General features: G+C 69.3%; 30 protein-coding genes. 21 read left to right on the plus strand and 9 right to left on the minus strand.

Annotated features, from left to right (window positions below):
* The first annotated feature begins 81 nt into the window (after window positions 1–81).
* The 12 genes from ED92_RS12655 (at window position 82) to ED92_RS43650 (ending at window position 11,665) form a co-directional block, all read left to right on the plus strand.
* The gene (locus ED92_RS12655; protein WP_037337228.1) at window positions 82–1,002 is read left to right on the plus strand and encodes an oxygenase MpaB family protein; all 921 of its coding nucleotides are present in this window, start codon (window positions 82–84) and stop codon (window positions 1,000–1,002) included.
* A 12-nt stretch (window positions 1,003–1,014) separates the two neighbouring features.
* Window positions 1,015–2,040 (plus strand): LLM class F420-dependent oxidoreductase, encoded by a 1,026-nt coding sequence (locus ED92_RS12660; protein ID WP_037337230.1) that lies wholly within the window; start codon window positions 1,015–1,017, stop codon window positions 2,038–2,040.
* Window positions 2,041–2,311: 271 nt separating this feature from the next.
* Window positions 2,312–4,327 carry a neutral/alkaline ceramidase gene (locus ED92_RS12665; protein ID WP_037337233.1) on the plus strand — a complete coding sequence of 672 codons (2,016 nt, stop codon included), beginning with the start codon at window positions 2,312–2,314 and terminating at the stop codon, window positions 4,325–4,327.
* A 17-nt stretch (window positions 4,328–4,344) separates the two neighbouring features.
* Window positions 4,345–5,304 carry a sphingomyelin phosphodiesterase gene (locus tag ED92_RS12670; protein WP_037337234.1) on the plus strand — a complete coding sequence of 320 codons (960 nt, stop codon included), beginning with the start codon at window positions 4,345–4,347 and terminating at the stop codon, window positions 5,302–5,304.
* 34 nt (window positions 5,305–5,338) lie between these two features.
* The gene (locus ED92_RS12675; protein WP_037337238.1) at window positions 5,339–6,643 is read left to right on the plus strand and encodes an MFS transporter; all 1,305 of its coding nucleotides are present in this window, start codon (window positions 5,339–5,341) and stop codon (window positions 6,641–6,643) included.
* Window positions 6,640–8,040, plus strand: coding sequence for an aminotransferase class V-fold PLP-dependent enzyme (locus ED92_RS12680; RefSeq protein WP_037337239.1), 1,401 nt, complete (start codon window positions 6,640–6,642; stop codon window positions 8,038–8,040). Before ED92_RS12675 ends, ED92_RS12680 begins: the two co-directional genes overlap by 4 nt.
* Window positions 8,041–8,115: 75 nt before the next feature.
* Window positions 8,116–8,547: an SRPBCC domain-containing protein gene (locus ED92_RS12685; RefSeq protein ID WP_037337242.1), complete on the plus strand. Its 432-nt coding sequence runs from the start codon at window positions 8,116–8,118 to the stop codon at window positions 8,545–8,547.
* On the plus strand, window positions 8,537–8,872 hold the full coding sequence (locus tag ED92_RS12690) for a helix-turn-helix transcriptional regulator (protein ID WP_037337245.1): 336 nt from the start codon (window positions 8,537–8,539) through the stop codon (window positions 8,870–8,872). Before ED92_RS12685 ends, ED92_RS12690 begins: the two co-directional genes overlap by 11 nt.
* A complete protein-coding gene (locus ED92_RS12695; protein ID WP_037337248.1) occupies window positions 8,869–9,318 on the plus strand; it encodes an SRPBCC domain-containing protein in 450 nt (149 codons plus the stop codon). Before ED92_RS12690 ends, ED92_RS12695 begins: the two co-directional genes overlap by 4 nt.
* Window positions 9,315–10,007: a DUF899 domain-containing protein gene (locus tag ED92_RS12700; protein ID WP_037337250.1), complete on the plus strand. Its 693-nt coding sequence runs from the start codon at window positions 9,315–9,317 to the stop codon at window positions 10,005–10,007. Before ED92_RS12695 ends, ED92_RS12700 begins: the two co-directional genes overlap by 4 nt.
* 21 nt (window positions 10,008–10,028) lie before the next feature.
* Window positions 10,029–11,441 carry an AMP-binding protein gene (locus ED92_RS12705; RefSeq protein WP_037337254.1) on the plus strand — a complete coding sequence of 471 codons (1,413 nt, stop codon included), beginning with the start codon at window positions 10,029–10,031 and terminating at the stop codon, window positions 11,439–11,441.
* Between the two features lie 95 nt (window positions 11,442–11,536).
* On the plus strand, window positions 11,537–11,665 hold the full coding sequence (locus ED92_RS43650) for a hypothetical protein (protein WP_037337257.1): 129 nt from the start codon (window positions 11,537–11,539) through the stop codon (window positions 11,663–11,665).
* Window positions 11,666–11,794: 129 nt separating this feature from the next.
* Here ED92_RS43650 and ED92_RS12715 read toward each other — a convergent pair whose 3' ends face one another.
* Genes ED92_RS12715 through mrf form a run of 4 tightly spaced genes read right to left on the minus strand, consistent with a single transcriptional unit; the run spans window position 11,795 to window position 14,530 of the window.
* The gene (locus tag ED92_RS12715) at window positions 11,795–12,868 is read right to left on the minus strand and encodes a GTP-binding protein (protein WP_037337260.1); all 1,074 of its coding nucleotides are present in this window, start codon (window positions 12,866–12,868) and stop codon (window positions 11,795–11,797) included.
* The gene (gene rpmF / locus ED92_RS12720) at window positions 12,865–13,023 is read right to left on the minus strand and encodes a 50S ribosomal protein L32 (RefSeq protein ID WP_016334054.1); all 159 of its coding nucleotides are present in this window, start codon (window positions 13,021–13,023) and stop codon (window positions 12,865–12,867) included. The genes ED92_RS12715 and rpmF overlap by 4 nt, the downstream gene beginning before the upstream one ends.
* Entirely contained in the window at window positions 13,023–13,280 is a 258-nt protein-coding gene (locus tag ED92_RS12725; RefSeq protein WP_034306403.1) for a type B 50S ribosomal protein L31, read from the minus strand. Before ED92_RS12725 ends, rpmF begins: the two co-directional genes overlap by 1 nt.
* Window positions 13,277–14,530, minus strand: a complete 1,254-nt coding sequence (gene mrf / locus ED92_RS12730) for a ribosome hibernation factor-recruiting GTPase MRF (protein WP_037337265.1) — start codon at window positions 14,528–14,530, stop codon at window positions 13,277–13,279. The genes ED92_RS12725 and mrf overlap by 4 nt, the downstream gene beginning before the upstream one ends.
* An 84-nt stretch (window positions 14,531–14,614) precedes the next feature.
* On the opposite strand from mrf, the gene rpmB reads away from it, so the two are divergent.
* The 6 genes from rpmB (at window position 14,615) to cobA (ending at window position 17,312) form a co-directional block, all read left to right on the plus strand.
* Window positions 14,615–14,851 carry a 50S ribosomal protein L28 gene (rpmB, locus tag ED92_RS12735; RefSeq protein ID WP_037337268.1) on the plus strand — a complete coding sequence of 79 codons (237 nt, stop codon included), beginning with the start codon at window positions 14,615–14,617 and terminating at the stop codon, window positions 14,849–14,851.
* The gene (rpmG, locus tag ED92_RS12740; protein ID WP_016334057.1) at window positions 14,851–15,018 is read left to right on the plus strand and encodes a 50S ribosomal protein L33; all 168 of its coding nucleotides are present in this window, start codon (window positions 14,851–14,853) and stop codon (window positions 15,016–15,018) included. Before rpmB ends, rpmG begins: the two co-directional genes overlap by 1 nt.
* The gene (gene rpsN / locus ED92_RS12745; protein ID WP_016334058.1) at window positions 15,018–15,323 is read left to right on the plus strand and encodes a 30S ribosomal protein S14; all 306 of its coding nucleotides are present in this window, start codon (window positions 15,018–15,020) and stop codon (window positions 15,321–15,323) included. Before rpmG ends, rpsN begins: the two co-directional genes overlap by 1 nt.
* On the plus strand, window positions 15,320–15,568 hold the full coding sequence (gene rpsR, locus ED92_RS12750) for a 30S ribosomal protein S18 (RefSeq protein WP_037337271.1): 249 nt from the start codon (window positions 15,320–15,322) through the stop codon (window positions 15,566–15,568). Before rpsN ends, rpsR begins: the two co-directional genes overlap by 4 nt.
* Before the next feature lie 64 nt (window positions 15,569–15,632).
* Window positions 15,633–16,040: an ankyrin repeat domain-containing protein gene (locus ED92_RS12755; protein WP_037337274.1), complete on the plus strand. Its 408-nt coding sequence runs from the start codon at window positions 15,633–15,635 to the stop codon at window positions 16,038–16,040.
* A gap of 54 nt (window positions 16,041–16,094) precedes the next feature.
* Window positions 16,095–17,312: a uroporphyrinogen-III C-methyltransferase gene (gene cobA / locus ED92_RS12760; RefSeq protein WP_037337277.1), complete on the plus strand. Its 1,218-nt coding sequence runs from the start codon at window positions 16,095–16,097 to the stop codon at window positions 17,310–17,312.
* Here cobA and ED92_RS12765 read toward each other — a convergent pair.
* Window positions 17,300–17,860 (minus strand): GNAT family N-acetyltransferase, encoded by a 561-nt coding sequence (locus ED92_RS12765; RefSeq protein ID WP_052120512.1) that lies wholly within the window; start codon window positions 17,858–17,860, stop codon window positions 17,300–17,302. The genes cobA and ED92_RS12765 overlap by 13 nt on opposite strands.
* On the minus strand, window positions 17,850–18,737 hold the full coding sequence (locus ED92_RS12770) for an alpha/beta fold hydrolase (protein WP_037337280.1): 888 nt from the start codon (window positions 18,735–18,737) through the stop codon (window positions 17,850–17,852). The genes ED92_RS12765 and ED92_RS12770 overlap by 11 nt, the downstream gene beginning before the upstream one ends.
* A 128-nt stretch (window positions 18,738–18,865) precedes the next feature.
* Between ED92_RS12770 and ED92_RS12775 the strand changes: the two genes are divergently transcribed.
* The 3 genes from ED92_RS12775 to ED92_RS12785 all read left to right on the plus strand — a co-directional run bounded on the left by ED92_RS12775 (window position 18,866) and on the right by ED92_RS12785 (window position 22,495).
* Complete coding sequence (locus tag ED92_RS12775) at window positions 18,866–19,708, plus strand: crotonase/enoyl-CoA hydratase family protein (protein ID WP_037337283.1); 843 nt, start codon at window positions 18,866–18,868, stop codon at window positions 19,706–19,708.
* 40 nt (window positions 19,709–19,748) lie between these two features.
* Window positions 19,749–21,452, plus strand: coding sequence for an AMP-binding protein (locus tag ED92_RS12780; RefSeq protein WP_037337286.1), 1,704 nt, complete (start codon window positions 19,749–19,751; stop codon window positions 21,450–21,452).
* Window positions 21,453–21,736: 284 nt separating this feature from the next.
* Window positions 21,737–22,495 (plus strand): D-Ala-D-Ala carboxypeptidase family metallohydrolase, encoded by a 759-nt coding sequence (locus ED92_RS12785; protein ID WP_037337290.1) that lies wholly within the window; start codon window positions 21,737–21,739, stop codon window positions 22,493–22,495.
* 1 nt (window position 22,496) lies between these two features.
* Here ED92_RS12785 and ED92_RS12790 read toward each other — a convergent pair whose 3' ends face one another.
* From ED92_RS12790 to ED92_RS12800, 3 genes are read right to left on the minus strand one after another with little or no spacing between them, the layout of a single operon-like run.
* Window positions 22,497–23,129 (minus strand): NUDIX domain-containing protein, encoded by a 633-nt coding sequence (locus ED92_RS12790; protein ID WP_037337293.1) that lies wholly within the window; start codon window positions 23,127–23,129, stop codon window positions 22,497–22,499.
* Complete coding sequence (locus ED92_RS12795) at window positions 23,126–24,319, minus strand: adenylosuccinate synthetase (RefSeq protein ID WP_037337296.1); 1,194 nt, start codon at window positions 24,317–24,319, stop codon at window positions 23,126–23,128. The genes ED92_RS12790 and ED92_RS12795 overlap by 4 nt, the downstream gene beginning before the upstream one ends.
* Window positions 24,316–25,290, minus strand: coding sequence for a hypothetical protein (locus ED92_RS12800; protein ID WP_037337299.1), 975 nt, complete (start codon window positions 25,288–25,290; stop codon window positions 24,316–24,318). Before ED92_RS12800 ends, ED92_RS12795 begins: the two co-directional genes overlap by 4 nt.
* Window positions 25,291–25,292: the final 2 nt, after the last annotated feature.

The raw sequence follows: 25,292 nt of genomic DNA on the forward strand, positions 1-25,292 counted from the left end.
CTCTTGTTGACTACGGCCGTTGTCAACTTTAACCTGACAACAGTTGTGGTCAATTTAACCAGCTCATTGAGGAGACCGGGGATGACACAGCCGCGGCCGCTGGGACCGGATTCGCTGACCTGGAAGTACTTCGGCGACTGGCGCGGGCTGCTCATCGCGCTCTGGGCCGGATCCATGCAGAACATGCACCCCGAGCTGGGCGCGGGCGTCGAAGAGCACTCGCGGTTCTTCGAGGAACGCTGGCAGCGGCTGTTCCGCTCGCTCTACCCGATCGGGGGAGTGATCTACGACGGCCCGCGGGCGCGGCAGACCGCGCTGGAGGTGCGGGGTTACCACGATCGGATCAAGGGCGTCGACAAACACGGGCGGCGCTATCACGCGCTCAACCCGGACACGTTCTATTGGGCGCATTCGACGTTCTTCGTGAGCGCGATCCTCATCGCCGACAACTTCTGCGGTGGCATCGGCGAGGCCGAGAAGCGGAAACTCTTCGAAGAACACGTGCAGTGGTACGAGATGTACGGCATGAGCATGCGTCCGGTGCCGGAGTCGTGGGAGGACTTCCAGCTGTATTGGAAGCGCATGTGCGAGGACGTGCTGGAGGACAACAAGGCCACGCGTGACGTCCTCGAGATCCAGGACATCGCCAAACCGCATTTCCTGCCCTGGCTGCCGGATTTCGCGTGGAACCTCGTGCGCGGGCAGGTGGCGCGGAACTTCGTCTGGCTGACGATCGGCCTGTACGACCCGCCGATCCGCGAGCGGCTCGGCTACACCTGGACCGAACGCGACGAGCGGCGGCACCGCCGGGTGGGGAAGCTGATCAATGCGGTGTTCAAGCTGGTCCCGCGCGATCGCCGCTACCACCCGCGGGCGAGGGCCGGCTGGCGCCGCGAGCGTGGCGAACTGGCCCCGGACGCGCCGTTGGTCGAGACTCCCGCGAGGAACCTTCCGCCGCTTTCGGAGCGGGGCAAACCCGAGCACTACTCACCGAACGTCTGACGAGGAGCCTCGATGAAGCTTGGTTACCACCTCGGTTACTGGTCCTCCGGGCCGCCGGAAGGCGCGCTGGACGCGATCCTGCGGGCCGAAGAGCTCGGCTTCGATTCGGTGTGGACCGCCGAGGGCTACGGCTCGGACGCGTTCACCCCGCTCGCCTGGTGGGGCGCGTCGACGAGCCGGATCAAGCTCGGCACCAACATCGTCCAGATGTCGGCGCGCACCCCGACCGCGACGGCGATGCACGCGCTGACGCTGGACCATCTGTCCGGCGGCCGGTTCGTGCTCGGGCTCGGCGCGTCGGGGCCGCAGGTGGTCGAAGGCTGGTACGGGCAGCCGTATCCGAAGCCGCTCGCGCGCACCCGTGAGTACGTCGACATCGTGCGGAAGGTGGTCGCTCGCGAGGCACCGGTGACCCATGACGGGCAGCACTTCCAGCTTCCGCTGCAGGGCGGCACCGGGCTCGGCAAACCGCTGAAGTCCACAGTGCACCCGTTCCGCAAGGAGATCCCGATCTTCCTCGCCGCGGAGGGGCCGAAGAACGTGGCGCTGTCGGCGGAGATCTGCGACGGCTGGCTCCCGTTGTTCTTCTCGCCCAAGAGTGACGCCTTCTACCGGACGGCGTTGGAGGAGGGCTTCTCGCGGCCCGGTGCCCGGCGCGGTTTCGACGACTTCGAGGTCGCGGCGTCCGTTCCGGTGCTCGTCCACGACGACGTCGAGGAGGCCGCGAGCTGGATCAAGCCGTCGCTCGCGCTCTACATCGGCGGTATGGGCGCGAAATCGGTCAACTTCCACCACGACGTCTTCGCGCGGATGGGGTACGAGGACGTGGCCGACAAGGTCCAGGAGCTGTATCTGGCGGGGCGCAAGGACGAGGCTACGGCCGCGATCCCGACTTCGCTGGTCGAGGACACGTCGCTGATCGGGCCGGCGGAGAAGATCCGCGACGAACTCGCGGCGTGGGAGGAGACCGTGGTGACCACGCTGCTGCTGCGGGGGGATGCCGCGACGCTCACGAAGGTCGCCGAGACCCTCGGCTAGCCGCTCCCGACATGCATTTAGTCCTCTAAATGCGGGTGGCAGTTGGACGACGCGACCGCGCGTGAAGGCCTCCTTCCCTCGGCTCAGCCGAGGGAAGGGGGCCTTCACGCGTTGCCAAGTACATGAAGGGGACCTTCATGTACTTCAAAGCGAGGGCGGCGGTGGCGGGTGGTCCGCGCCTTTCGTGGGGTTGCGGCAGTGAGGCCCATCACGTAGCGTCCCGGCCACGAACATGAAGTCGGTTCATGTTCGTGGCCGGGAGGTGCGACTCATGACGGTGAGCCGGAGGCGGGTTCTCGCGGGTGCGGCGGCGTTGCCCGTCGCGGCGAGCATGCTCGGCGCCCAGCAGGCGCATGCGGCGCCGTCGAAGGGTTTCCGCGTCGGCGTCGGTATCTCCGACGTCACCGGCCCGGCCGCCGAAAACGGCATGATGGGCTACTCGATGCCGCAGCAGCAGACCGCCGGCATCCACCTGCGCACCCGGGCGCGGGCCTTCGTGGTCGACGACGGAGCCAAGCGGATCGCCTTCGTCACCGCCGACCTCGGCGCGCTGTTCCAGTCGGTCCACCAGGGCGTGCTGCGCAAGCTCCAGGCCGCGTACGGCGACCTGTACACCGAGCAGAACGTACTGCTCAACGCCACCCACACCCACTCCGCTTGCGGCGGGGATTCCCATTACGCCGCTTACGATCTGGCGATCCTCGGCTTCCAGCAGGAGGTCTACGACGCCGTCGTGGACGGGATCTTCGAGGCGATCGGCCGCGCGCACGCGAACCTCGCGCCCGGGTCGATCCGGCTCGGCCGTGCCGAGCTCACCAAGGCGAGCGTCAACCGTTCCCGCAAGGCCTTCGACCTGAACCCCCAGGCCGACAAGGACCACTTCCCGCAGGCGATCGACCCGGCCGTCACGGTGCTGCGGTTCAGTCAGAACGGCGTCGACGTCGGCGCGATCAGCTGGTTCGCCACGCACGGGACGTCGATGAGCAACGGCAACCACCTGATCAGCGGTGACAACAAGGGGTACGCCGCCTACGAGTGGGAGCACGACCACGCCGGCGTGCGTTACCTCGACGGGAACCCGCGGTTCGTCGCCGCGTTCCCGCAGACCAACACCGGCGACATGAGCCCGAACCTGAACCTCGAACCCGGTACACCCGAAACCGAGTTCGAGAACACCCGCACCATCGGCGACCTCCAGTTCCGTGCGGCGAAGAGCGCCTTCGACGCCGCGGCCGAGGCCGTGACGGGCGGCGTCGACCACCGGATGTGCTACGTGGACATGTCCGATGTGGCCGTCGACGCGAAGTACACGCCGAACGGGCGGCCGCAGCGCACCTGCACGGCCGCGATCGGCGTCTCGATGCTGGCGGGCAGCCGCGAGGACGGCCCCGGCCTGCCGCTCCCGGAAGGGGTGAAGAACCCGTTCATCGACTGGCTCGGCGGCATCGACGCGCCCATCCCGCAGGCGCTCGCCGACGCGCACGCGCCGAAGGTGATCGCGGTGCCGTTCGGCGCCATGAAGCCGTATCCGTGGACGCCAGAGGTCCTGCCGCTGCAGCTCGTGCGGATCGGGCAGCTGCACCTCGTGGCCGTGCCGGCCGAACTGACGATCGTCTCCGGGCTGCGCTTGCGCCGCACCGTCGCCGCCGAACTCGGCGTCCCGCTGGAGAACGTGCTCATCCAGGGCTACTCCAACGCCTACAGCCAGTACGTCACCACACCCGAGGAGTACGACTCGCAGCAGTACGAAGGCGCGTCGACCCTCTACGGCCGCTACACGCTTCCCGCGTACCAGCAGGAATTCGCCAAACTGGCGGCCGCGATGAAGGCGGGGACGTCGGTTCCGCACGGCCCGACGCCGCGGGATCTGCGCGGTAAGCTGATCAACTTCCAGCCTGGCGTCGTCTTCGACAGCCCGCCCGCGTTCAAGAGCTTCGGTGACGTCCTGGTCGACGCGAAGAGCACGTACGCGCGCGGCGAACAGGTCGCGGTCGAGTTCGTCACCGGGCATCCGAAGAACGACCTCCGGCGCGGCGGCACGTTCCTGGAGATCCAGCGGCTGGCCGACGGCAAGTGGGTCCGCCACGCCGACGACGGCGACTGGGACACGAAATACCACTGGGCGCGGACGTTCGTCGCCGAATCGAAAGCCGTCGTCCACTGGAAGATCCCCGCGAACGCCCCGATCGGCAAATATCGCGTGGTCCACTTCGGCAACTGGAAGAACGGCTGGAACGGGGCGATCTCCGCGTTCAGCGGGACTTCACGGACGTTCGTCGTTTCCTGACACCGAAAGGGTCTTTCGTGCGGAAGCTCGCCGTACTCGCCATCGCCGCCGCCCTGTTCGCCGGAACCGCCGTCCCCGCCCAGGCGGCGGTCACGGTGAAGGTCATGGCGTTCAACATCTGGCAGCTGCCCTGGATCGCCAGCCCGAACACCTCGGACAAACAGGCGCGCGCCCGCGCGGCGGAAGCTGTCATCCGCGCGAACGACGCCGACGTCGTCGTCCTGGACGAGGCTTTCAGCGCCCAGGCGGAGGAAATGCGGAACCGGCTGAAGGACGTCTGGCCCCATCAGACCCCGCTCGTCGGCCAGTACTGCTCCACGTCACCGGGCTGGACCACGGTGAACGGCAACTGCTCGAATTCCCCGGTCGTGGTCAACGGCGGGGTCACCGTGCTGAGCAAGGCGCCGGTGACCGAACAGCACCAGCTGGTCTTCCGCAATTCCTACTCCGGTACCGCGGACTATCTGTCGAACAAGGGCGCCGCGCTCGCCCGTCTGGTCGTCGCCGGGAAGCCGGTCTGGATCGCGGGCACCCACATGCAGGCCGACGAGGGACCGGAAACGCTGCCGAAGGCGCACGACGTCCGGATGGCCCAGCTCGCCGAGATCCGGGACCTGGTCACGAAACACGCCCCCGCCGGCGAGCCGGTCGTCATCGCGGGCGACCTGAACATCGAGTACTGGGCGGGACAAGCGCGCAAGGATTCCCTCGGCCGGACCCAGGTTCAGCAAGGTGAGGCGTTCCTCGACGGCGTTCTCCGGACGACGGGCGAAGGCGCGTACACCTTCGACGCGGCGACGAACCCCAACGCGGCGAAGTCCGTTCCGGCGACCTACCGCGACTCGCTGGACTACGTCGGAGCCGTACGCGCGGGCGGCCGTCCACTCGCCGCTGTCGGCCCGGTACAGCTCGTGCATTACGACGGTGGCACGATTCCCTCCGACCACTACCCGGTGGTGGCCAAGATCCAATACTGAGGCCTTCATCGGGAGAATCGCCTCGAGGAGGATCATGGCATCGCTGCCAGCACGGACGAGGTACCGCTACTCGCTCGGCTCGTTCGTCACCGGCGCCTTCGGCACGGTTCCCGGCCTGCTCCTCCTGAAGTACCTCACCGACACGATGGGCGTCGCGGCGGGCGTGGCCGGCCTGATCGTCTTCGTTCCCAAAGCGTGGGACGTGCTCTTCAACCCGATCGCGGGACGGCTCTCGGACGCGGACATGGTCCGCACCGGGAGCCGCCGCCGTTTCCTGCTCTACGGCGGCATCGGCGTCGCGATTCTCTTCGCGGCCTTGTTCGCGCATCCCGGCTTCGGCGGCCCGGTGCCCGACGCGATCTACGTGATCGTCGTGTTCCTGTTGTGCGCCACGGCGTACGCCTTCTTCCAGGTGCCGTTCAACGCGCTGCCCGCCGAGCTGACGGACTCGGCCGAAGAGCGCACGAAGCTGACCAGCGTCCGGATCGGTTTCCTCGCGGTCGCCATCCTGGTGTCCGGTGGCGGCGCGCCCGCGATCACCGACCTGATCGGCGGTGTCGCCGGCTACCGGGTGATGGGCCTGTTCATCGCCGTGGTCATCCTGCTCGCGACGCTCGGCGTGTACTTCGGGCTCAAGGACGCTCCCGTCGGCGCGCTGCGGCCGAACGCGGTGAGCCCGCGCGAGCTGCTCCGGACGCTGGCGCAGTGGCGGCCGTTCCGCTGGCTGCTCGGGGTGTACTTCATCCAGGCGCTCGGCATCGGCACGGTGCTGGCCGCCATCCCGTTCTTCGCCGAGCGGATCCTCGGCAGCTCCGGCTACTCGACGGTCCTGTTCGTCGGCTTCGTCGGTCCGGCGCTGCTGACCATGCCGCTGTGGCCGAAACTCGGGGCGAGCGTCGGGAAACTGGCCGGGTTCCGGATCGCGACGGCCGCGTTCGGGATCGGGCTGCTCGGTCTTCTCGGCGCGAAGGTGTTCCCGTTCCCCGTCACGATGGTGTTCGTCGCCTTCTGCGGCGTCGGGTACGCGGGGATCTCGGTGTTCCCGCTGGCGATCCTGCCGGACCTGATCAGCGACGAGGAGGAGCGGACCGGCGAGACCAGGGCCGGGGTCGCCGCCGGGGTCTGGACCGCGTCCGAGACGCTGGGGCTCGCGCTCGGGCCGGGGCTCTGGGGACTGGTGCTGCAGTTCGGCGGGTACCAGTCCAGCCTCGACGCCAAGGCCGCGCAGCCGGACAGCGCGCTCACGGCGATCCTTCTCGGCGCGTCGATCCTTCCGGCCGTGCTGATCGTGCTCGGCATCCCGTTGCTGCGCAAGTCGGTACTGGAGCGCCGGCCGTGACCGCCGAGGACGTCCTGAAGGAGCTTCGGGAACTGCGCGCGGGAGACCTGCCGACCCACGGCGGCCGGACGCTGGCGTACGTCTACGACAGCGGTCTGTCCGAAGTGGACGAACTCGGCGCGGCGGCGCACGCGCTGGCCTCGTCGGCCAACGGGCTCGACCCGACGGCGTTCCCGAGCCTGCTGCGGATGGAGAACGACCTCGTCGGCACGGCCGCCCGGTTGCTGGGCGGTACGGCGGACACGGTCGGCTCGGTGACGTCGGGTGGCACGGAGTCGTGCATGCTCGCCGTCCTGGCCGCCCGCGACGCGCGTCCGGACGTGTCCTCGCCGAGCATCGTGCTGCCCACCACCGCGCACGCCGCGTTCCACAAGGCCGCGCATTTCTTCGGTGTGCGCGTGGTATCGGTGCCGGTCGATCCGGTGAGCTTCCGCGCCGTTCCCGAGGCGATGGCCGCCGCGGTCGACGACAGCACGGTGCTCGTCGTCGCGAGCGCGCCGTCGTACGCCCACGGCGTCCTCGACCCGATCCCGGAGATCGCCGCGTCGCTGGACGGCGTCCGGTTCCACGTCGACGCGTGCATCGGCGGCTGGGTGCTGCCGTATCTGGGGCTCGGCCCGTTCGGGTTCGACGTCCCGGGCGTCACCAGTGTTTCGGTGGATCTGCACAAGTACGCGTACTGCCCGAAAGGCGTGTCGGTCCTCTTGCACGCCGACGCCGGGCTGCGCCGTTCGCAGTACTTCGCCAGTGCGGACTGGCCCGGCTACACGATGCTGAACACCACGCTGCAGAGCACGCGGTCCGGCGGCCCGCTCGCCGCGGCGTGGGCTGTGGTGCGTCATGTCGGCGAAGAGGGTTATCGCGAACTTGCCTCGGCGGCGCGTGAGGCGGCTGTCGAGATCCGCGCCGGGATCGAGGCGCTGGACGGGTTGCGGGTCCTCGGCGATCCGGTGTCGACCCTGCTCGCGTTCACCGTGGCGGACGGCGCGGGCTTCGACCTGTTCACCGTCGCGGACGAGATGCGCGAGCGCGGCTGGTACGTCCAGCCGCAGTTCGCCCACGAGTCGTCGCCCGCGAATTTGCACCTGACGGTGACGGCCGCGAACCGGGGGAGCGAGAAGGATTTCCTCGCCGACCTGGGCGCTTCGGTCGTGGCCGCCCGAGAGGCCGGGCCGGTCGTCGTCGATCCGCAGGTGGCCGAGTTCGTCGCCGCGCTGGATCCCGCGACGCTGACGCCGGAGCAGTTCGCCGGACTGCTCGCCGCCGCGGGCCTCGGCGGCGACGCGGGCCTGCCCACCCGGATGGCGGAGATCAACGCCCTGCTGGCCACGGCACCCGGTCCGCTGCGGGAGCGGCTGCTGCTCGAGTTCCTCGGCGCGTTGTACACGGCTTCCTGAGTTCCCCTTGACGCAATCAGCCGGTTGCTATACAAAGTTATAGCAACCGACTGATTGCTACTTGTGGAGGCTGTCGTGGGATTCCCCGACCGGATCGAACGCACCGTCGAGATCGCCCATCCGCCCGCGAAGGTCTGGGCCGCGCTGACCACGGCCGAAGGGCTGGGCACCTGGTTCGGCAACCAGGCCAGCATCGACCTGCGGCCCGGTGGCGACGCCGAGATGAAATGGGACGAGGGGCACAAGGCGACCATGCGCGTCGAGCGCGTGGAAGAGCCGGAGGTCTTCGGCTTCACCTGGAACATCTACGGCCTGCCCGACGACGACCCTCGCCGTACCTACGTCGAGTTCACCCTCGCTCCGAACGGTGAAGGCACGCGGCTCACCGTCGTCGAGACCGGTTTCTCCCAGCTGCCGGACGACGTCCACCAGGTCGCGTTCGAAGGGAACACGAAGGGGTGGGCGGCCGAGCTGGGCGAACTGATCGAATACCTCGATGCCGCCTGACAACGAAGCGATCGCCGAACAGGTCTTCGTCGCACTGGCCGACCCGAGCAGGCGGAGCATTCTCGCCGTCCTCGCCTCGGGCGGCCCGGCCACGGCGACCGACCTGGCGGACCGGCTGCCGATCACCCGGCAAGCCATCGCCAAGCACCTCGCACTGCTCACCGACGCCGGCCTGGTGATCCCGGAACAGGGGGAGCGGCGCCGCGTCCGGTACCGCCTGCACTCGGCGCCGATGCAGGTCGCCCAGCAGTTCCTCGCCGCGCTCGCCCGCGATTGGGACGGGCCGCTCGCGGCGCTGAAAGACCATCTGGAGGGTTCAGCATGAGCTTCACGACGAGTTTCACCGTGGACCGGACACCGCAGCAGGTCTACGACGCCTTCACCGACGTCCGCCGGTGGTGGTCGGAAGAGATCGAGTACACCGGCGACGAGTTCGAATACCACTACGAAGAGGTCCACCGCTGCCGGATCCGGATCACCGAGTCCGTGCCCGGCCGCAAGGTGTCCTGGCTGGTCCTCGAGAACCACTTCGACTTCACCCGCGACGAGACCGAATGGGTCGGCACCACGATCACCTTCGAGATCGAGAAGAAGGACGGCAAGACCGAAGCACGCTTCACCCACCACGGGCTCGTCCTGGAGTACGAATGCTTCGACGTCTGCCACAAGGCGTGGACCTTCTACGTCGGTACCAGCCTGCGGGACCTGATCACCACCGGCGAGGGGCAGCCGAACCGGCAGAGCGTGCTTCCCGCGGAGCTGGCGCGATGAACACGGTGTCCGCGGCCGAATGGGAGGAAGCGCGCCTTCGGTTGCTGGTGAAGGAAAAGGAGCTGACCCGGGCCCGCGACGCGCTCGCGGCCGAGCGGCGGCGGATGCCGTGGCTCGCGATCGGGAAACCGTACGAGTTCGAAGGCCCATCCGGGACGGTGAACCTGCTCGACCTGTTCGAGGGACGCCGTCAGCTGATCGTCTACCGGGCGTTCTTCGATCCCGGGGTGGAGGGTTTCCCCGACCACGCCTGCAAAGGCTGCTCGCTGGTCGCCGACCAGGTCGCGCACGTCGCGCATCTGAACGCCCGCGACACCACGCTCGCCTTCGCCTCGCGCGGCACGCAGCCGGACATCGCGCGGCTGAAGAAGCGGATGGGCTGGACGATGCCGTGGTACACGATCACCGGCGACTTCGACGTCGACTTCGGCGTCGACGAGTGGCACGGCACCAACGCCTTCATCCGCGAGGGTGACCAGGTCTACCGGACGTACTTCGTCAACGATCGCGGCGACGAGACGATGGGCGGCACGTGGAGCTACCTCGACATCACCGCGTTGGGGCGGCAGGAGGAATGGGAGGACTCGCCGGAGGGCTACCCGCAGACGCCGCCGTACGAGTGGTGGAACTGGCACGACGCTTACGAGGATTCCGCTTCGTCCGGCGGAGGGTGCTGCTCGGGGTCGTGAGCCTGGGTTAGGGTCCGGCCGGTGGAGAGTCTGTTTCTGACCAGGGTGCTGGACGCGCTGCGTTCGGGTGGCGACGAGGTGCTGTTCGTTCAGGACGGCGTCGAGACCGGCTACGGACAGGCGCTCGAACTGGTGCGCCGGATGTACGCGGCACTCCCGGACGGCGGCGTGGTTGCCATCGACGCCGGCAACCGGCCCGAAACCGTCCTTCTGCAGATCGCCGCCCAGTTGCGGGGTTCGACGGTTCTGCTCGTCGCCGCGTCGGCGAGTGCGCCGGATCGCCTCGCCGCGGTCGAGGCGGCCGGGGTCACGACCCTGGTGGCCGAGCACCCGGCGGACTGGCCGGACGGGGTGACCACGCTCGACGAACTGGTGGACCGCGCCGGTGCCGACCCGGCGGAGCTGCCGCGGTCGGTCACCGTCGTCTTTCCCACCGGCGGCACCACCGGAACGCCGAAACTGATCCGGCACAGCGGGATCTACGACGGGATGGCCCATATCTTCGCGCCGGATCCGGCGGGGCCGGGGCGCACCCTGCTGATCGCGCCGATGACGCATATGACCGGCAACGCCACCGTGCTGGGGGCGATCCTGCGGCGGGAAAGCGTGGTACTGCTGCGGGACTTCGACGCGGGCGCGGTCCTGGACGCGATCGCGGAGCACCGGATCACCACGTTGTCCCTCACTCCCGCGCGGCTCGCCGCGGTACTCGACCATCCGGCCATGGCGTCGACCGATGTCAGCAGTGTGCGCGGGCTGTCGCTGGGTGCCGCCCCGCTTCCGCCGCGGCGGCTGGCTCAGGCACTCGACGTGTTCGGGCCCGTGGTCGGACAGGGATACGGGCTCACCGAGGCGCCGATGATCGCGAGCATCTCCGCGGCGGAACTCGACGGGCGCCCGGACCGGCTCGAATCCGTCGGCCGGATCGTCCCCGGTATGGAGGCACGGATCGACGAGGGGGAGGTCCTGGTGCGCGGACTGTCCATGATGGACGGTTACCACGGGTCGGCGCCGATCGGGGACGGCTGGCTGCGGACCGGTGATCTCGGGCGGTTCGACGACGAGGGGTATCTCTACCTGCTGGACCGGGCGAACGACGTCATCATCACCGGCGAGCACGGCACCAAGGTGTACTCGACGGTGGTCGAGAACGCCCTCGCGCGGCATCCGCTGATCCGTTCGGTGGCCGTTTTCGGTGTACCGGGCGACGACGGCGAGGGCGAGCGGGTCCACGCAGTGGTGGTGCCGGTCGCTTCCGGGGCGCTGTCGGCCGAAGACGTCCGTGCACAGGCCAGGGAGTTCTTCGGGCGGGAGCATTTCGTACCGTCTGATGTGGACTTCGCCGAGGCGCTGCCGCTGACGGCGATCGGGAAGGTCGACAAGCGGGCGCTGCGGGCGCCGTTCTGGGCCGGGCACCGCCGCGGCATCGCCTGAGCCGTGGGAACTCGGTCGGGTGAGAGCGCTGCTGGGCCGGTAGACCGGTGCTACGGTCCGCCTGATCACGCATTTCGATCAGGAAGAACCCGGTGATGGCCGCCGCACACACCGAGCACGCCGGCCATACGCGCGCCCACGGCGAAGGATGCGGCCACATCGCGGTGCCGCACGGCGACTACGTGCACGACGGCCACCGCCACGCCGCGCACGGGGACCACTGACCTCATGTGTAGCGAGCAGCGAGGGCAGTTCTGTTGAGGGGTAAGGCAACCGTGTCGTCCGTGAAGGCCTCCTTGAGGGACCCTGAGTCCCTCAAGGAGGCCTTCACGGACCGGACTTGCCGCGGGCCGTCAGTGGACGTGTACCGCCTCCCATTCCGGAAACGGATCCACGCCGCCCGAACCGACGGCCAGACAGGCCTCAAGCGAGTCCAGCAGCGCGTCCTTCTCCAGCCCCACACCGATGAACACCAGTTCCTGCCGTGGCGCCTCCTCGACGCCCTGCGGCTCGAACCGGGCCACCGAACCGGCCTGCGACCACAGCCCGGTCACCCCGGGCCGCGACGCCAGCGAGAAGAACCCCTTCGACCGCAGGACCGTCCCGAACTCCCCGGTGTCGAGCCGCCCGACGAAGTCCCACAGCCGTTCCGGATCGAAAGCCACCGAGGCGCGGAAGACGACGCTGGAGATCCCGTACTCCTCCGTCTCCGGCACGTGATCACCGTTGAGTTCCGCCACCCACCCCGGCGCTTCCTGCGCCCGCTCGATGTCGTAGCGCCCGGTGCCGAGCACCCGGTCGAGCGCGACGCGGCCGTGAGTCGCGACGACGACCTCGGCGGCCGGGTTGAGCCGCCGCAACACCGCCGTCAGCCGGTCGAGGGAGCGAGCCGGGACCAGGTCCGCCTTGTTCAGCAGGAGGACGTCCGCGAACTCGATCTGGTCCATCAGCAGGTCGCTGACCGTCCGCTCGTCCCCGTCGTACTGGTCCAGCCCGCGTTCGGTCAGCCCGTCCCCGGCGGCCAGTTCCCGCTCGAAGTTCACCGCGTCGACCACGGTCACCATCGTGTCGAGCCGCGCGGAGTCCAGGAACGAGAACGTCGCCGCCACCGGCATCGGCTCGGAGATCCCGCTCGATTCGATGAGCAGGTAGTCGAACCGCCCGTCCTCGCACAGCCGCGAAACCTCCTCCAGGAGGTCGTCGCGCAGGGTGCAGCAGATGCAGCCGTTGGTCATCTCGACGAGCCGTTCCTCGGTGCGGGACAGGCTGTTCCCGTCCCGCACCAGCGCGGCGTCGATGTTGACCTCGCTCATGTCGTTCACGATCACCGCCACCCGCAGCCCGTCGCGGTTGGCGAGGACGTGGTTGAGCACGGTCGTCTTGCCCGCACCGAGGAAACCGGACAGCACCGTGACCGGCGTCGTCACTTCCCACCTTCGTGAAAATGCTTCATCAGCTTGCGCGGCACGAGTTTCGTCTCGCCGTTCACCTTGATCGGCACCAGATCCGGCACGGCCGCCTTCCACTGCGAACGACGGGACCGGGTGTTGCTGCGCGACATCTTGCGCTTCGGGACGGCCATTACTTCGACCCTCCGCGACGGCCGTAGCGGCGGTGGAACTTCTCGACCTGGCCGGCGCTGTCCATGATCCGCTGGTTGCCGGTCCAGAACGGATGCGACCACGAGCTGATCTCGACGTTCACCAGCGGGTAGGTGTTGCCGTCGCTCCACTCGATGGTCTGCTCCGACGTGGCGGTGGAGCGGGTCAGGAAGGCGTCCCCGGTGGAGAGGTCCTTGAACACCACGGGGTGGTAGTCGGGGTGGATACCCGGTTTCACTGCGATTCGTCCTTTCGGTTCGACGCGTTCACGTCGTGCTTCTCGGGGTCGGTTTCCGTGTCCTCGCACGGTTCTTCGTGCCACTCGCCGAACGGATCCGGATAGCGGAGCCATTCCTGTTCCCCGGCCGCGAGCTCTTCTTCGGTCAGCAGCGCCCCGTTCAGGGCGGCTTCGATCTCGTCGGGGGTGGCCTGATCGGTGACGACGACCAGTTCCTGCGCGCGGTCGCCGAAGAGCGGGTCCCAGCGCAGGGACGCGAGGGTGCGGCGTTCGGGGGAGACGGCTGCCCAGTCCGGGCCGTCCGGGGCGGCGAGCCACGGCCCGGCGTGCCCGACGCCGAGACCGCCGCCCGCGGATTCGATCCACAGCGCCATGTCCGGCTGGCTCGCCACCCAGAGCCGTCCCCGGGTGCGGACGACGCCGTCGAGCAGGACGTCGATCGCGTCGTGGAGGCGCTCCGGATGGAACGGGCGCTGCGAGGTGAAGGTGAGCAGCCCGATCCCGCAGTCGGTGTGCAACGGCGGCTGGCCGCGCAGCAGGGGGCCGTGCATGTCGGTGACCTCGCCGCGCCGGGCGTCGGCGGGGACGGCGTCGAGTACGGTCTTACCGTCCACTGAGGACAGTTCGACGCGGGGGATCGACGGCGCGACCCGGTCGAGCACGGCCGAGGCCTTCGCCGCGGACCACGCGTCGGTCGCCGCGCCGGCGAGGACGAGCAGATCGGCGAACTCGACCTGGGACAGCGCGACCTGCGCGACGGTGCGCTCGTCCTCGGGGCTGGCGAGCAGGTTCCGTTCGGCCAGCGTGTCGTCTCCGGTGCTGTCGGCCAGCCAGCCCGCGCAGTCGACGACCGTCAGCACGGCCCGCAGGTCGACGTCCTCGATCACCGGCCGCTCGCCGACGAGGACGTTGTGCAGCGCCCAGCTGACCGGCTCGGGCTCCATCGCCTCGTCGAGCCGCACCACGATCCGCCGCACCTGCGGCATCCGGGAGAGCTTGCGCAGCAACGGCAACAGGTCTTCGCGCAGGGTGCACGAGACGCAGCCGTGCGCCAGTTCGAGCACCGTCAGCTGGTCGCGGTCGGCGAGCCGGATGCGCCGTCGGACCACACCGGAGTGGATCTGCCTCAGGTCGTGATGCACGACGGCGGTGCCGGGTTCGGCGAGGCGCAGCCGCTCGGCGAGGTCGGCGTTCGGTCCCGGTGCGAGGCCACCGATCAGGACGAGGGGCACACGGGGGTTGTCGGTCACTGAGGCTCCGGGGCGTCGAGGGCGTTCTGGTTCGGCTGTGTAGAGTAAATGAAAACGACAACCGATATCAACTTGGGAGGGTATATGTCCGCCGTGTGCCAGGTCACCGGCAGCAAACCGGGTTACGGGAAGCAGGTGTCGCATTCGCATCGGCGCACGTCCCGGCGTTGGGAGCCGAACCTGCAGGCCAAGCGGTACTTCGTGCCGAGCGAAGGGCGCTGGGTCCGGCTGCGGGTCTCGGTGAAGGGCATGAAGACCATCGACAAGCGGGGGATCGAGGCCGTCGTGGCCGAGCTCCGCGCGAAAGGGGTGAAGCTCTGATGGCCAAGAGCACCGACATCCGGCCGATCATCAAGCTCCGCTCGACCGCCGGCACCGGCTACACCTACGTCACCAAGAAGAACCGCCGGAACGACCCGGACCGCATGGTGCTGCGCAAGTACGACCCCATCGCGCGCAAGCACGTCGAGTTCAAGGAGGAGCGCTGATGGCCAAGAAGTCGAAGATCGCCAAGAACGAGCAGCGCAAGGTCGTCGCCGCCCGCTACGTCGAACGACGCCGTGAGCTGAAGGCCACCATCGCTTCGCCCTCCGCGTCGCCGGAGGAGAAGGCCGCCGCCGTGTCGGCCCTGCAGGCGATGCCGCGGGACGCCAGCGCGACCCGGATCCGCAATCGCGACGCCGCCGACGGCCGTCCTCGCGGATACCTGCGGAAGTTCGGGCTCTCGCGGGTCCGGATGCGGCAGATGGCGCACAACGGCGAACTGCCCGGCGTCACGAAGTCGAGCTGGTGAGCGCGATGGCCAAGCCGAACCGCGACCGTCCGTACAAGCGCAAGACGAACCTGTTGCACGCCAACAAGGTCACCGAGGTCGACTGGAAGGACGCCGACCTGCTGCGGAAGTTCATCTCCGACCGCGGCAAGATCCGCGCCCGCCGGGTCACCGGGCTGACGCCCCAGCAGCAGAAACAGGTCGCCACGGCGATCAAGAACGCCCGCGAGATGGCGTTGCTGCCCTATCCCCACGCGGGGCGCTGACACCGCCGGTCCGGGCGGTGCGACGTGCCGCCCGGACCGCGTCCGGCGTGGAAGAATCGGCCCCATGATGGAGAACCCCGGAAAGGCCGAGGAATTCGATCCCGAACTGCTGGAGTTGTGGGCCAAGGTGTTCGGCTTCGCCCGCTCGGGCGCGACGGCCGAGCTCGCCGCGTACGTCGACGCCGGGATCTCGGCGAACCTGACCAACGACCGGGGCGACACGCTGGTCATGCTCGCCGCCTACCACGGTCACGCGGAGACCGTCGCGGCGCTGATCGAGCGCGGCGCCGATCCGAATCGTGAGAACGACCGCGGCCAGAGTCCGCTCGCCGGCGCGGTCTTCAAGAACGAGCCCGAGGTCGTGAAGGCGCTCCTCAAGGGCGGCGCGGACGCGACGGCGGGGGAGCCGTCGGCGATCGACGCGGCCCGGATGTTCGGCAACACCGAACTGCTGGAACTGCTCGAGCGCTGAGGCGGTTCTCACTCGGATCGCGGTCCGGGGCGCTGAATCCTTACACTGCCCCGCATGGATGACCCGCATTACCTTTCCGGCCTCGACCTGGCAGGCCGTCGTGTCGTGATGATCGGTGGCGGGACGGTCGCCCAGCGCCGCCTGCCACGGCTGATCAGCGCCGGCGCGCGGGTCGAACTGGTCTCGCCGCACACCACGCCGTCGGTGAGCGCCATGGCCGACGCCGGCGAGATCGTCTGGCACGAACGCCGCTACACCGAGGGCGACCTCACCGACGCCTGGTACGCGCTGGCGTGCACGAACGATCCCGAGGTCAACGCCGCCGTCTGCGCCGAGGCCGAACGCGCGCGGGTGTTCTGCGTCCGCGCCGACGACGGCGATCGCGGCAGCGCGGTCACCCCGGCGTCCGGCAGGCACGGCGGGCTCCTGATCGGCGTGCTCTCCGGCGGTGAGCCGCTGCGGTCGGCGACCGTCCGGGACAGCGTCCTCGACGGCCTCCGGGCCGGTACCGTCGCCGACGGCCGGGTGCCGGACGCCCACGACGACCTGCCCGGCGTCGCCCTCGTGGGCGGTGGCCCCGGCGACCCGGAACTGATCACCGTCCGCGGCCGCCGGCTCCTCGCCAGGGCCGACGTCGTCGTCGCCGACCGGCTGGCCCCGCGCGAACTTCTCGACGAACTCGCGCCCCACGTCGAGATCGTCGACGCCGCGAAGATCCCGTACGGCCGCGCCGCGAGCCAGGACGTGATCAACTCCACCCTGATCGAGCGGGCCAAGGCCGGGAAGTTCGTCGTGCGGCTCAAAGGCGGCGACCCGTACCTGTTCGGCCGCGGCTTCGAAGAAGTCCTCGCCTGCGCCGAAGCGGGTATCCCGGTGACCATGGTCCCCGGCATCACCAGCGCGTTCTCCGTTCCCGCCGCGGCGGACGTCCCGGTGACCCACCGCGGCGTCGCGCACGAGGTCGTCGTGGTGTCCGGTCATGTCGCGCCGGACGACGAGAAGTCGCTGGTGGACTGGGATCAGCTGGCGAAGATGCGCGGCACGATCGTGCTGATGATGGGCGTCGAGCGGCTTCCGTTGTTCGCCAAGGCGCTCCAGGCGGGGCGGCCGGGTGACACGCCGGTGGCGATCATCGAGGACGGCACCATGCGCACGCAGCGGGTGCTCCGCTCCACTTTGGACAAGGTGGTCGAGGACGCGGCGGCGGCCGGGGTGCGGCCGCCCGCGGTGATCGTCTTCGGCCCGGTGGCGGGGCTGGCTCAGCCTTCGTAGCCAGGGTTCGAAACGTAGAACCAGTCGGTGCCGTCGTCGCCGGGAGTGTCGAGGTGTTCCGCGCGGACCAGCCCGGCCCGTAGCGCCACCCGCTGCGACGCGACGTTCTCCGGCCGGACGCGGGCGATCACGAGGTCGTCCGGCCGGTGGGCGCGGGCCCAGTCCACCGCCGCGGTGGCGGCCTCGCCGGCGTATCCGAAACCCCAGGAAGCGGGGAACAGGCGGTAGAAGAGGTTCAGGACCGGGCGTTGCCGGAAACCGACGATCTTCACCCCGCAGAACCCCAGCGTCTCAGCCGAGTCATGGGGCCGGATCGTCCAGTACCCGAAGCCGTACCGGTCCCACTGGTGCGACCAGCGGAGCAACAGCAGCTCCGCGTCCTTGCGTGTCTCCAGCAGATCCGAAGGGTTGTGCGCGCAGGCCTCGGGATCGGTGTGGAGGGCGAAGATCGCGTCGAGGTCGTCGGGCCCCGGTCGGCTCAGGCGCAAACGCCCGGTACGCAGCTCCTCCGCGCCCACGTCCCGGGTCGGCGCCGGCTCAACGGTCATGACAGCGCGCGGAGAAGTCGGCGATGGTGTCGGTCAGACGGGTCGGATCGAACCGCAGCTCGACCGGGCTGCGGGCCTGGACGAACTCGGCCGCCGGCATGTCCGCGGCCAGCGTGTCCGCGTCGCCGAAGGGGTGGATCGGGTCGCGCTCGTGCCCGATGACCAGCGCCGGGATCTCGATCTTGCACCGGATCGACTTGGGCGGCGCGATCCGGCCGAAGAGCACGCCGTGCAGGAGCGCGGCCATCGGCGCCGGCTGCTGGGACAGCGTGTCGGTGACGACGTCGACCCACTGGTTGCCGTGCGGTACGAGTTTCGCCGCCAGCGCCACCCCCTGCACGGTCACCGGCAGGAACCGGGCGGCCATGAGCAACGGGGCGAACGTGATCAGCCCGGCGACGATCGCGTTGTCCAGCACGGGCATCTCGACGACCAGGCCGAGCGCGCGTTCCGGCGCGGCGACGCCGACTTCGAGCGCGACGTTGGCGCCCAGCGACGTCCCGCCGATGACGGCGGCGTCGATCTCCAGGTGGTCGAGCAGCGCGACGGTCTGCTCCGCGAACGCGGGCATCGAGTACAGCCAGGAGTCGGTGGGCCGGTCCGAATCGCCGTGCCCCAGCAGGTCGAGGGTCACCGCCCGGAATCCGGCACGGGCCAGCCTGCGGGCGAGCGGGGCGTGCATCCGCCTCGTCAGCATGATGCCGTGGGTGAGCACGACGACCCGGTCGCCGGAACCGAACTCGGTGTAGGCGAGCCGGTGACCCTCATGGGTGAAGGATCCCGACAACTCGATCGGCCGGGAGGATCGTTCCCGTCGCCGTCCGGGGGTCGGCGCGGGCAGGTCGGCGACCGCGGTGGCGCTGCTGGCCGGGCTCATATCCCACCGTCCTTCGTCGATTGCCGGTACTCACCGGTAGTACTCGCTGGTACCAGGAAAGCATCTCAGGCGCGGCCGGGCACAGTGGCCGTTGGCAGCCTGTCAATCACATGAGTCAAGATGACCTCATGACCGCTACAGCTGACAGTCTTCCCGATCTCGTTTCGCTCAAGGTGGAGATCGACGGGCACGTCGCCGAAGTGACGCTGCTCGGTCCGTCCAAGGGCAACGCGATGGGCCCCGATTTCTGGCGTGAGCTGCCGATCGTCTTCCGCGCGCTCGACGCGGACCCCCAGGTCAGGGCGGTCGTGCTGACCGGGAGCGGCAAGCACTTCTCCTACGGGCTCGATCTGCCCGCGATGATGCCCAGCTGGGGCGAAATGCTCGGCGGCGACGCGCTGGCGGGCCCGCGGACCAAGTTCCTCGACGAGGTCCGGAGCCTCCAGGCGAGCGTGTCCTCGGTCGCGGAATGCCGCAAACCGGTCATCGCGGCCATTTCCGGCTGGTGCATCGGTGGCGGCGTCGACGTGATCGCGGCCGCGGACATCCGGCTGGCGAGCGCCGACGCGAAGTTCAGCGTCCGTGAGGTCAAGGTCGCGATCGTGGCCGACCTCGGCAGCCTCCAGCGGCTCGCCCCGATCATCGGTGAGGGGCACCTGCGCGAACTGGCCCTGACCGGCAAGGACATCGACGCCGCCCGCGCCGAGAAGATCGGCCTCGTCAACGACGTCTACGCGGATCAGGACACCCTGCTGGCCGAGGCCCGCAAGCTGGCGGCGGAGATCGCCACGAACCCGCCGCTGGTCGTGCAGGGCACCAAGAACGTCCTCTCGGCCAACACCGAACGTCAGGTCGCGGACGGCCTGCGTTACGTCTCGGCCTGGAACGCGGCTTTCCTGCCCAGCAAGGACCTGGGCGAGGCCGTGCAGGCCTTCCTCGAGCGCCGCGCGCCCGAGTTCAAGGGGGAGTAGAAAGAACCGGCGGCCCAACCAGCGGACCAGGAGGACGATCGTGAGCGCTTCGGAGGCATACCGCACGTTCCGCGAGGCACGGGACTATCTGCAGGCCCATCGCGAGGACTACGAAACCGCCTATCGGGACTTCACCTGGCCCCAGCCCGCCGAGTTCAACTGGGCGCTCGACTGGTTCGACGTCGTCGCGGCCGATCCGGCCAATCAGGACCGGTACGCGCTGTGGATCGTCGAAGAGGACGGCATCGAGAACCGCTGGACCTATCCGGAGATGGCGCGGCGGTCCAACCAGGTCGCGAACTGGCTGCGCTCGCTCGGCGTGGCCAGGGGCGACCGGCTGATCCTGATGCTGGGCAACCAGGGCGAGCTGTGGCAGACGATCCTCGCCGCGATCAAACTGGGCGCCGTCATCATCCCGGCCTCGACCCTGCTCGGCCCGGCGGACCTCACCGACCGGGTCGAGCGGGGCGCGGCGAAACACGTCGTGATCCGGTCCGTCGACGCGCACAAGTTCGAGAACGTCGAGGGCGACTACACGCGCATCGCCGTCGGTGAACCGGTCGAAGGCTGGCGGTCCTTCGTGGACGCCTACGAGGAAGCGGACACCTTCACGCCCGACGGCCCGACGGCGGCGGAAGACCCGCTCCTGCTGTACTTCACCTCGGGGACCACTGCGAAGCCGAAACTGGTGCAGCACACCCAGGTCTCGTACCCGATCGGCCATCTGTCCACAATGTACTGGATCGGCCTCGAACCGGGCGACGTCCACCTCAACATCTCCTCGCCCGGGTGGGCGAAACACGCGTGGAGCAACGTCTTCGCGCCGTGGAACGCCGAGGCGACGGTGTTCCTCTACAACTACGCGCGGTTCGACGCGGTCTCGCTGATGGCGCAGATGGAACGGTGCGGTATCACCAGTTTCTGCGCTCCGCCGACGGTGTGGCGGATGCTGATCCAGGCGGATCTGACCGTGCTGAAGACGCCGCCGCGCAAGGTGGTCGGTGCGGGCGAACCGCTCAACCCCGAAGTGATCGACCAGGTCGAAAAGGCTTGGGGCGTCACGATTCGCGACGGTTTCGGGCAGACGGAGAGCAGCGTCCAGATCGCCAACACCCCCGGACAGGACGTCGTGCCGGGGTCGATGGGCCGCCCGCTGCCGGGCTTCACCGTGGCGCTCGTGGACCCGGTGACGGGGGAGCGCGCGCAGGAGGGCGAGATCTGCCTCGACCTCGCCCGGCGGCCGGTCGGGCTGATGGCCGGATACGCCGACGACGAGGAACGCTCCGCCGCGGCGTTCGCGAACGGCTTCTACCACACCGGTGACGTCGGGTCGATCGACGAACGCGGCTACATCACCTACGTGGGCCGGACGGACGACGTCTTCAAGGCGTCGGACTACCGGATCTCGCCGTTCGAGCTGGAAAGTGTCCTGCTGGAACACGAGGCGGTCGCCGAAGCGGCGGTCGTCCCGGCGCCGGACCCGATCCGGCTCGCGGTCCCGAAGGCCTACGTCGTCCTGACGAACGGGCACGAGCCCACGGCCGACACCGCGGTGTCCATCCTGGCCTTCTGCCGGGAACATTTGGCCCCGTACAAGCGAATCCGGCGGCTGGAGTTCACCGACCTGCCGAAGACGATCTCCGGCAAGATCCGCCGGGTCGAACTGCGCGGCCGCGAGAACGAAGCCGACGGCCGGCCGGCGGGGGAGTTCCGCGAAGAGGACTTCCCGCAGCTGAAGGGCTGACGCCGCACGGCGGACACACGTGATCAGGCGGACGACACGCGTGATCAGGCGGACGACACGGCGGCGAGCCCGCCTGCGGCCGTGTCGTCCGTCCAATCACGCGTGTCGTCCGTCCAATCACGCGTGTCGTCCGTCCAATCACGTGTGACGGTCAAGGCAGGAGTGTGGGTCGAACGACCCACAGCGCGGTAACCGGAACCGCGTTAGCATCCTCGGCAGTGAATCGTTGACAACCCGTGGGGGTCACGGGTCTCACCTTCCCTGCTTTGAAAGGTGTTCCTGTCATGCGCATTCGTTTCCTCCTGCCGATGCTCGCCCTGGTGGCCGGGCTCGGTACCGCGGTGGCCACCCCGGCCGCCGCCGATCCAGGCCCGGTGACAGCGGGCGAAATGTCCGTCGCCGACGCCTGTTACTCCTGGGGACGCACGTTGTCGGAAGGCGCGTCCGGTGAGGACGTCCGGCAGCTGCAGATCCGTGTGGCCGGGTACCCCGGCTACGGCGGCGTGCTCGCCCTCGACGGCCAGTTCGGCGCGGGGACCAAGGCCGCGGTCACCCGCTTCCAGCAGGCGTACGGGCTGGCCGCGGACGGCATCGCCGGTTCGGCCACGTTCTCGAAGCTCTACGCGTTGCAGGACGACGACTGCACGCCGATCAACTTCACCTACGCGGAACTGAACCGGTGCAACTCCGACTGGTCGGGCGGCAACGTCCCACCGGCGACGGCGAAGGCCAACGCGCTGGTCTCGATGTGGAAGCTGCAGGCGATGCGGCACGCCATGGGCGACCGGCCGATCGACGTCAACGGCGGTTTCCGCAGCGTCGCCTGCAACAACGCGGTCGGCGGCGCGACCAACAGCCGTCATCTCTACGGTGACGCCGTCGACCTCGGCGCCGGCTCGCAGGGCTTCTGCGGATTGGCGAAGCAGGCCCGTAACCACGGGTTCGCCGAGATCCTCGGGCCGGGCTACCCCGGCCACAACGATCACACCCACGTGGCACACCGGTCGACGCGCTTCTGGTCGGCGTCCTCCTGCGGGATCTGAGTCACTCCCAGCGCCACAGCGACGGCGGCCGTCCTCCCTTGGGGAGGGCGGCCGCGTGTTCGGTGGTACGCCGCAGACCGGGGACCCGCTCCATCGTCCGGCCGAGATTGGCCGGATAGGGGCGGTCCCCGGTCAGCGCTTCGGTGGCGTCCAGCGCCTGTGCCGTGGTGAAGATCGGTCCCAGCAGCCCGGCGGTGAAGGCGACGTCCCGCCACAGCCGTTCGGCCAGCATCGGACGGCAGTCGGCGACGATCCGGTCGTGGTCGAAGGCCAGCGGCGGGACCTCGTCCAACGGCACCCAGACGACGTTCCCTGGGTCGTCGAGCGCGGGATTCACCGTGGCCCACAAGGCGATGGAGAGCGTGGGACCTCGCGGGTCACGGTTCGGCTCGTCGAAGGTGGCGAGCTGTCCCGTCGCCGAGACCGCGTCGGGCGGGAGGCCGAGTTTGCCGACCACCGCCCGGTTCGCCGCCTCCCGCAGCCGTTCCCCGAGCCCCAGCAGCACCCCGGGCAGGGCGAGTTCCCCCTCGAACGGCTCGGCCGCCCGCGGCGCGATTCCCAACAGGACGTTCCTGGTGCCGGGGGCGAACCGCACCACGAGCACGTCAACGGACACCGGCGTCGAATCGATCACGCGTTGATTGTCGACCGTGCCTCCGCGACCCGGTAACCGGCCCTGTCCGGGCCGTACCCCATGACGGCCACCGGCAGCCGCGCGCCGAACCACGCCAGCGGATCCGGCAGGTCGACGGCGGGGGAGCCGTCACGGGGCACGACCTTCAGCCCGGTCGCGTCGAGGTGGGTCACCGCGAGCGCGTCCACGCCGTCGCAGGCCGCGATCGCGTAGTCCAGCAAGGCCGCGTCGAGATGCCCCGCCCGCCAAGCGCCCTGGAATTCGCCGGTTTCGTTGTGCGCCTCGGGAAAGCGGGCGAGCACGGCGGCGGATTCGGTCGGCAGCGGTCCCGCGCCGTGCCGGGTGAGGTACGTCCGTGTCACCCCCACGACGGTGTGCGGGCGCCCGCCCAACAGGGTGCGGGCGTTGTGCGGCGTGGTCGTCGACCAGGTCGTGTGCGGATGGAACCCGTGGTACTGGTCGAGAAGAGCCCCCTGCGCTCCCTCGAACACCAGCCGCCCGGAATCCGCCAGCCGTCCCGTTTCGCCCCCGTCGGTGATCCGCACCGCGCCCGCGAAATCGCGGTACAGCGCCACCAGTTCGTCGACGCTGTGCGGCGGCGTGGCGAGCGGCGCGTAGAACCGCGCGAGCGCGTCCAGTTTGCGCCGCAGCACCGACGGCCGGGCGCAGTCGGCGACCGTGGGCGCTTCCCCCGGCGTCCCGATCACCTCCTGGCTCTCCACCACCTCCCCCGGCGCGGCCCCGGGCAACAGCGAGTACCAGACGGTCTCGCCGATGCCCTTGCCACACGAACCGTGCCGGTCCACGCCGCGGGCCTCCTCCCTGGCCCGGTTGGCGTGGATGTGGAACGGCGTCGTGAGCAGCGCCCGGCCGTCCACACTCAGCAGTGACAGCGGATTCCGGACGCCGGCCGCTTCGAGCCGTCGAGCTTCCGCGGCGAGCGCGAACGGCTCGACGAGCACGAACCGCGACAGATGGGTGGGCACGCCGGCGAACGTGCCCGCCCCGAACTGGCTGAAGGTGTGGTGCCGCCCGTCCACGACGACGTTGTGCGCGGCCTGCGCGCCCCCGTTGAAGCGGACCACCGCGGTGGTGGGCCGGGCGGCGCAGAGCGCGTCGACCACCGCGCCCTTGCCCTCGTCGCCGAAGCCGAGCCCGACCACCACCACGTGACCATCAAGGAGACTCATCGCAGTACCACGTCGCTCGGCCCGCCGGCCTCGGGCACCGCCGACGTGACGACCGATTTGGTGCCGAGCTTCGCCAGCGCCTTGCCGACCGCCTTGCTTTCGGCGACCGAGCCGACGTCCGCGAGGTCGGCGAGCGCCCGGTCGACGTCGACCACCCGCTCTTCCAGCCCGATGGTGGCGGCGATCAGCTCGCACACCGCGCCCGGGTCGTCCAGCTTCAGGAAGTTCTGGCCGAGCAGCTCGCTCCAGTGCTCGCCGATCTGCGGGTCGTTGTAGTACGAGGACTGGTTCGGCAGCACGAAGTAGACGTGCCACTTGCGCGCCAGCTCCCGGTACACCGAGGCCGGGTCGATGTCCTCCCGCACGTCGTCCCCGATCACCCGGCGGATGTGGCGGGCCTCCAGCGCGGGCTTGTTCAGCTCGTCGCCGATGATGAACAGATAGCCCTTGCGGCCGCGGTTCTGCCACGCGTCGGTCACCACGTGCCGCGCCATGAAGTACGCGGCCAGTTCGTAGGACTCGCTCTTCTGGCCGCCGCCCCCGCCTTCGAGGAACATCGTGCGCAGCTGCTCGTCCATCCGGTTGTCCGATTCGAACTGCCCGACCTGCAACGGAACCCGGTCGCTGTCGGCGTCGCCGATCGCACCGAACAGCACCTGCGGGTCGGCCAGATAACCCCGGCGCTTCAGCAGGCCGTGCAGCTTTCCGAGCTTGCCCTGCATGATCCGCGGCACCCGGCGCATCGAACCGGTGACGTCGAACAGCACCGCGATCGGCGTCGAATCGCTGTGGTCGGCCGAATCCCGGCATTCCCGCACGGCGTTCAGCGGGTCCAGCGCGGGCGCGACCTTCCATTCCTTCGCGGGTTTGGAACGGAGATCGGCGGTGTAGCCGAAATCGTCCTCGCCCTTGGCCGCGCGGAAGGTCTTCGCGGCGGCGTAGGCGTTGTCGTCCCAGTGTCCGTGTCCCATGG

Origin of the sequence: Amycolatopsis sp. MJM2582, assembly GCF_000754115.1 — a bacterium.
In the GTDB taxonomy this organism is placed as follows: Bacteria; Actinomycetota; Actinomycetes; order Mycobacteriales; family Pseudonocardiaceae; genus Amycolatopsis; species Amycolatopsis japonica.

Excerpts from the sequence above, each read along its gene's own strand:
- ED92_RS12665 (WP_037337233.1), top strand. The coding sequence starts at position 2,312 with ATGACGGTGAGCCGGAGGCGGGTTCTCGCGGGTGCGGCGGCGTTGCCC.
- ED92_RS12660 (WP_037337230.1), top strand. The coding sequence starts at position 1,015 with ATGAAGCTTGGTTACCACCTCGGTTACTGGTCCTCCGGGCCGCCGGAA.
- ED92_RS12765 (WP_052120512.1), bottom strand. The coding sequence starts at position 17,860 with ATGACCGTTGAGCCGGCGCCGACCCGGGACGTGGGCGCGGAGGAGCTG.
- rpsN (WP_016334058.1), top strand. The coding sequence starts at position 15,018 with ATGGCCAAGAAGTCGAAGATCGCCAAGAACGAGCAGCGCAAGGTCGTC.
- ED92_RS12775 (WP_037337283.1), top strand. The coding sequence starts at position 18,866 with ATGACCGCTACAGCTGACAGTCTTCCCGATCTCGTTTCGCTCAAGGTG.
- rpmB (WP_037337268.1), top strand. The coding sequence starts at position 14,615 with ATGTCCGCCGTGTGCCAGGTCACCGGCAGCAAACCGGGTTACGGGAAG.
- ED92_RS12695 (WP_037337248.1), top strand. The coding sequence starts at position 8,869 with ATGAGCTTCACGACGAGTTTCACCGTGGACCGGACACCGCAGCAGGTC.
- ED92_RS12675 (WP_037337238.1), top strand. The coding sequence starts at position 5,339 with ATGGCATCGCTGCCAGCACGGACGAGGTACCGCTACTCGCTCGGCTCG.
- ED92_RS12795 (WP_037337296.1), bottom strand. The coding sequence starts at position 24,319 with ATGAGTCTCCTTGATGGTCACGTGGTGGTGGTCGGGCTCGGCTTCGGC.
- ED92_RS12800 (WP_037337299.1), bottom strand. The coding sequence starts at position 25,290 with ATGGGACACGGACACTGGGACGACAACGCCTACGCCGCCGCGAAGACC.
- ED92_RS12700 (WP_037337250.1), top strand. The coding sequence starts at position 9,315 with ATGAACACGGTGTCCGCGGCCGAATGGGAGGAAGCGCGCCTTCGGTTG.
- ED92_RS12755 (WP_037337274.1), top strand. The coding sequence starts at position 15,633 with ATGATGGAGAACCCCGGAAAGGCCGAGGAATTCGATCCCGAACTGCTG.
- ED92_RS12785 (WP_037337290.1), top strand. The coding sequence starts at position 21,737 with ATGCGCATTCGTTTCCTCCTGCCGATGCTCGCCCTGGTGGCCGGGCTC.
- ED92_RS12655 (WP_037337228.1), top strand. The coding sequence starts at position 82 with ATGACACAGCCGCGGCCGCTGGGACCGGATTCGCTGACCTGGAAGTAC.
- ED92_RS12770 (WP_037337280.1), bottom strand. The coding sequence starts at position 18,737 with ATGAGCCCGGCCAGCAGCGCCACCGCGGTCGCCGACCTGCCCGCGCCG.
- rpmG (WP_016334057.1), top strand. The coding sequence starts at position 14,851 with ATGGCCAAGAGCACCGACATCCGGCCGATCATCAAGCTCCGCTCGACC.
- ED92_RS43650 (WP_037337257.1), top strand. The coding sequence starts at position 11,537 with ATGGCCGCCGCACACACCGAGCACGCCGGCCATACGCGCGCCCACGGC.
- ED92_RS12690 (WP_037337245.1), top strand. The coding sequence starts at position 8,537 with ATGCCGCCTGACAACGAAGCGATCGCCGAACAGGTCTTCGTCGCACTG.
- rpmF (WP_016334054.1), bottom strand. The coding sequence starts at position 13,023 with ATGGCCGTCCCGAAGCGCAAGATGTCGCGCAGCAACACCCGGTCCCGT.
- cobA (WP_037337277.1), top strand. The coding sequence starts at position 16,095 with ATGGATGACCCGCATTACCTTTCCGGCCTCGACCTGGCAGGCCGTCGT.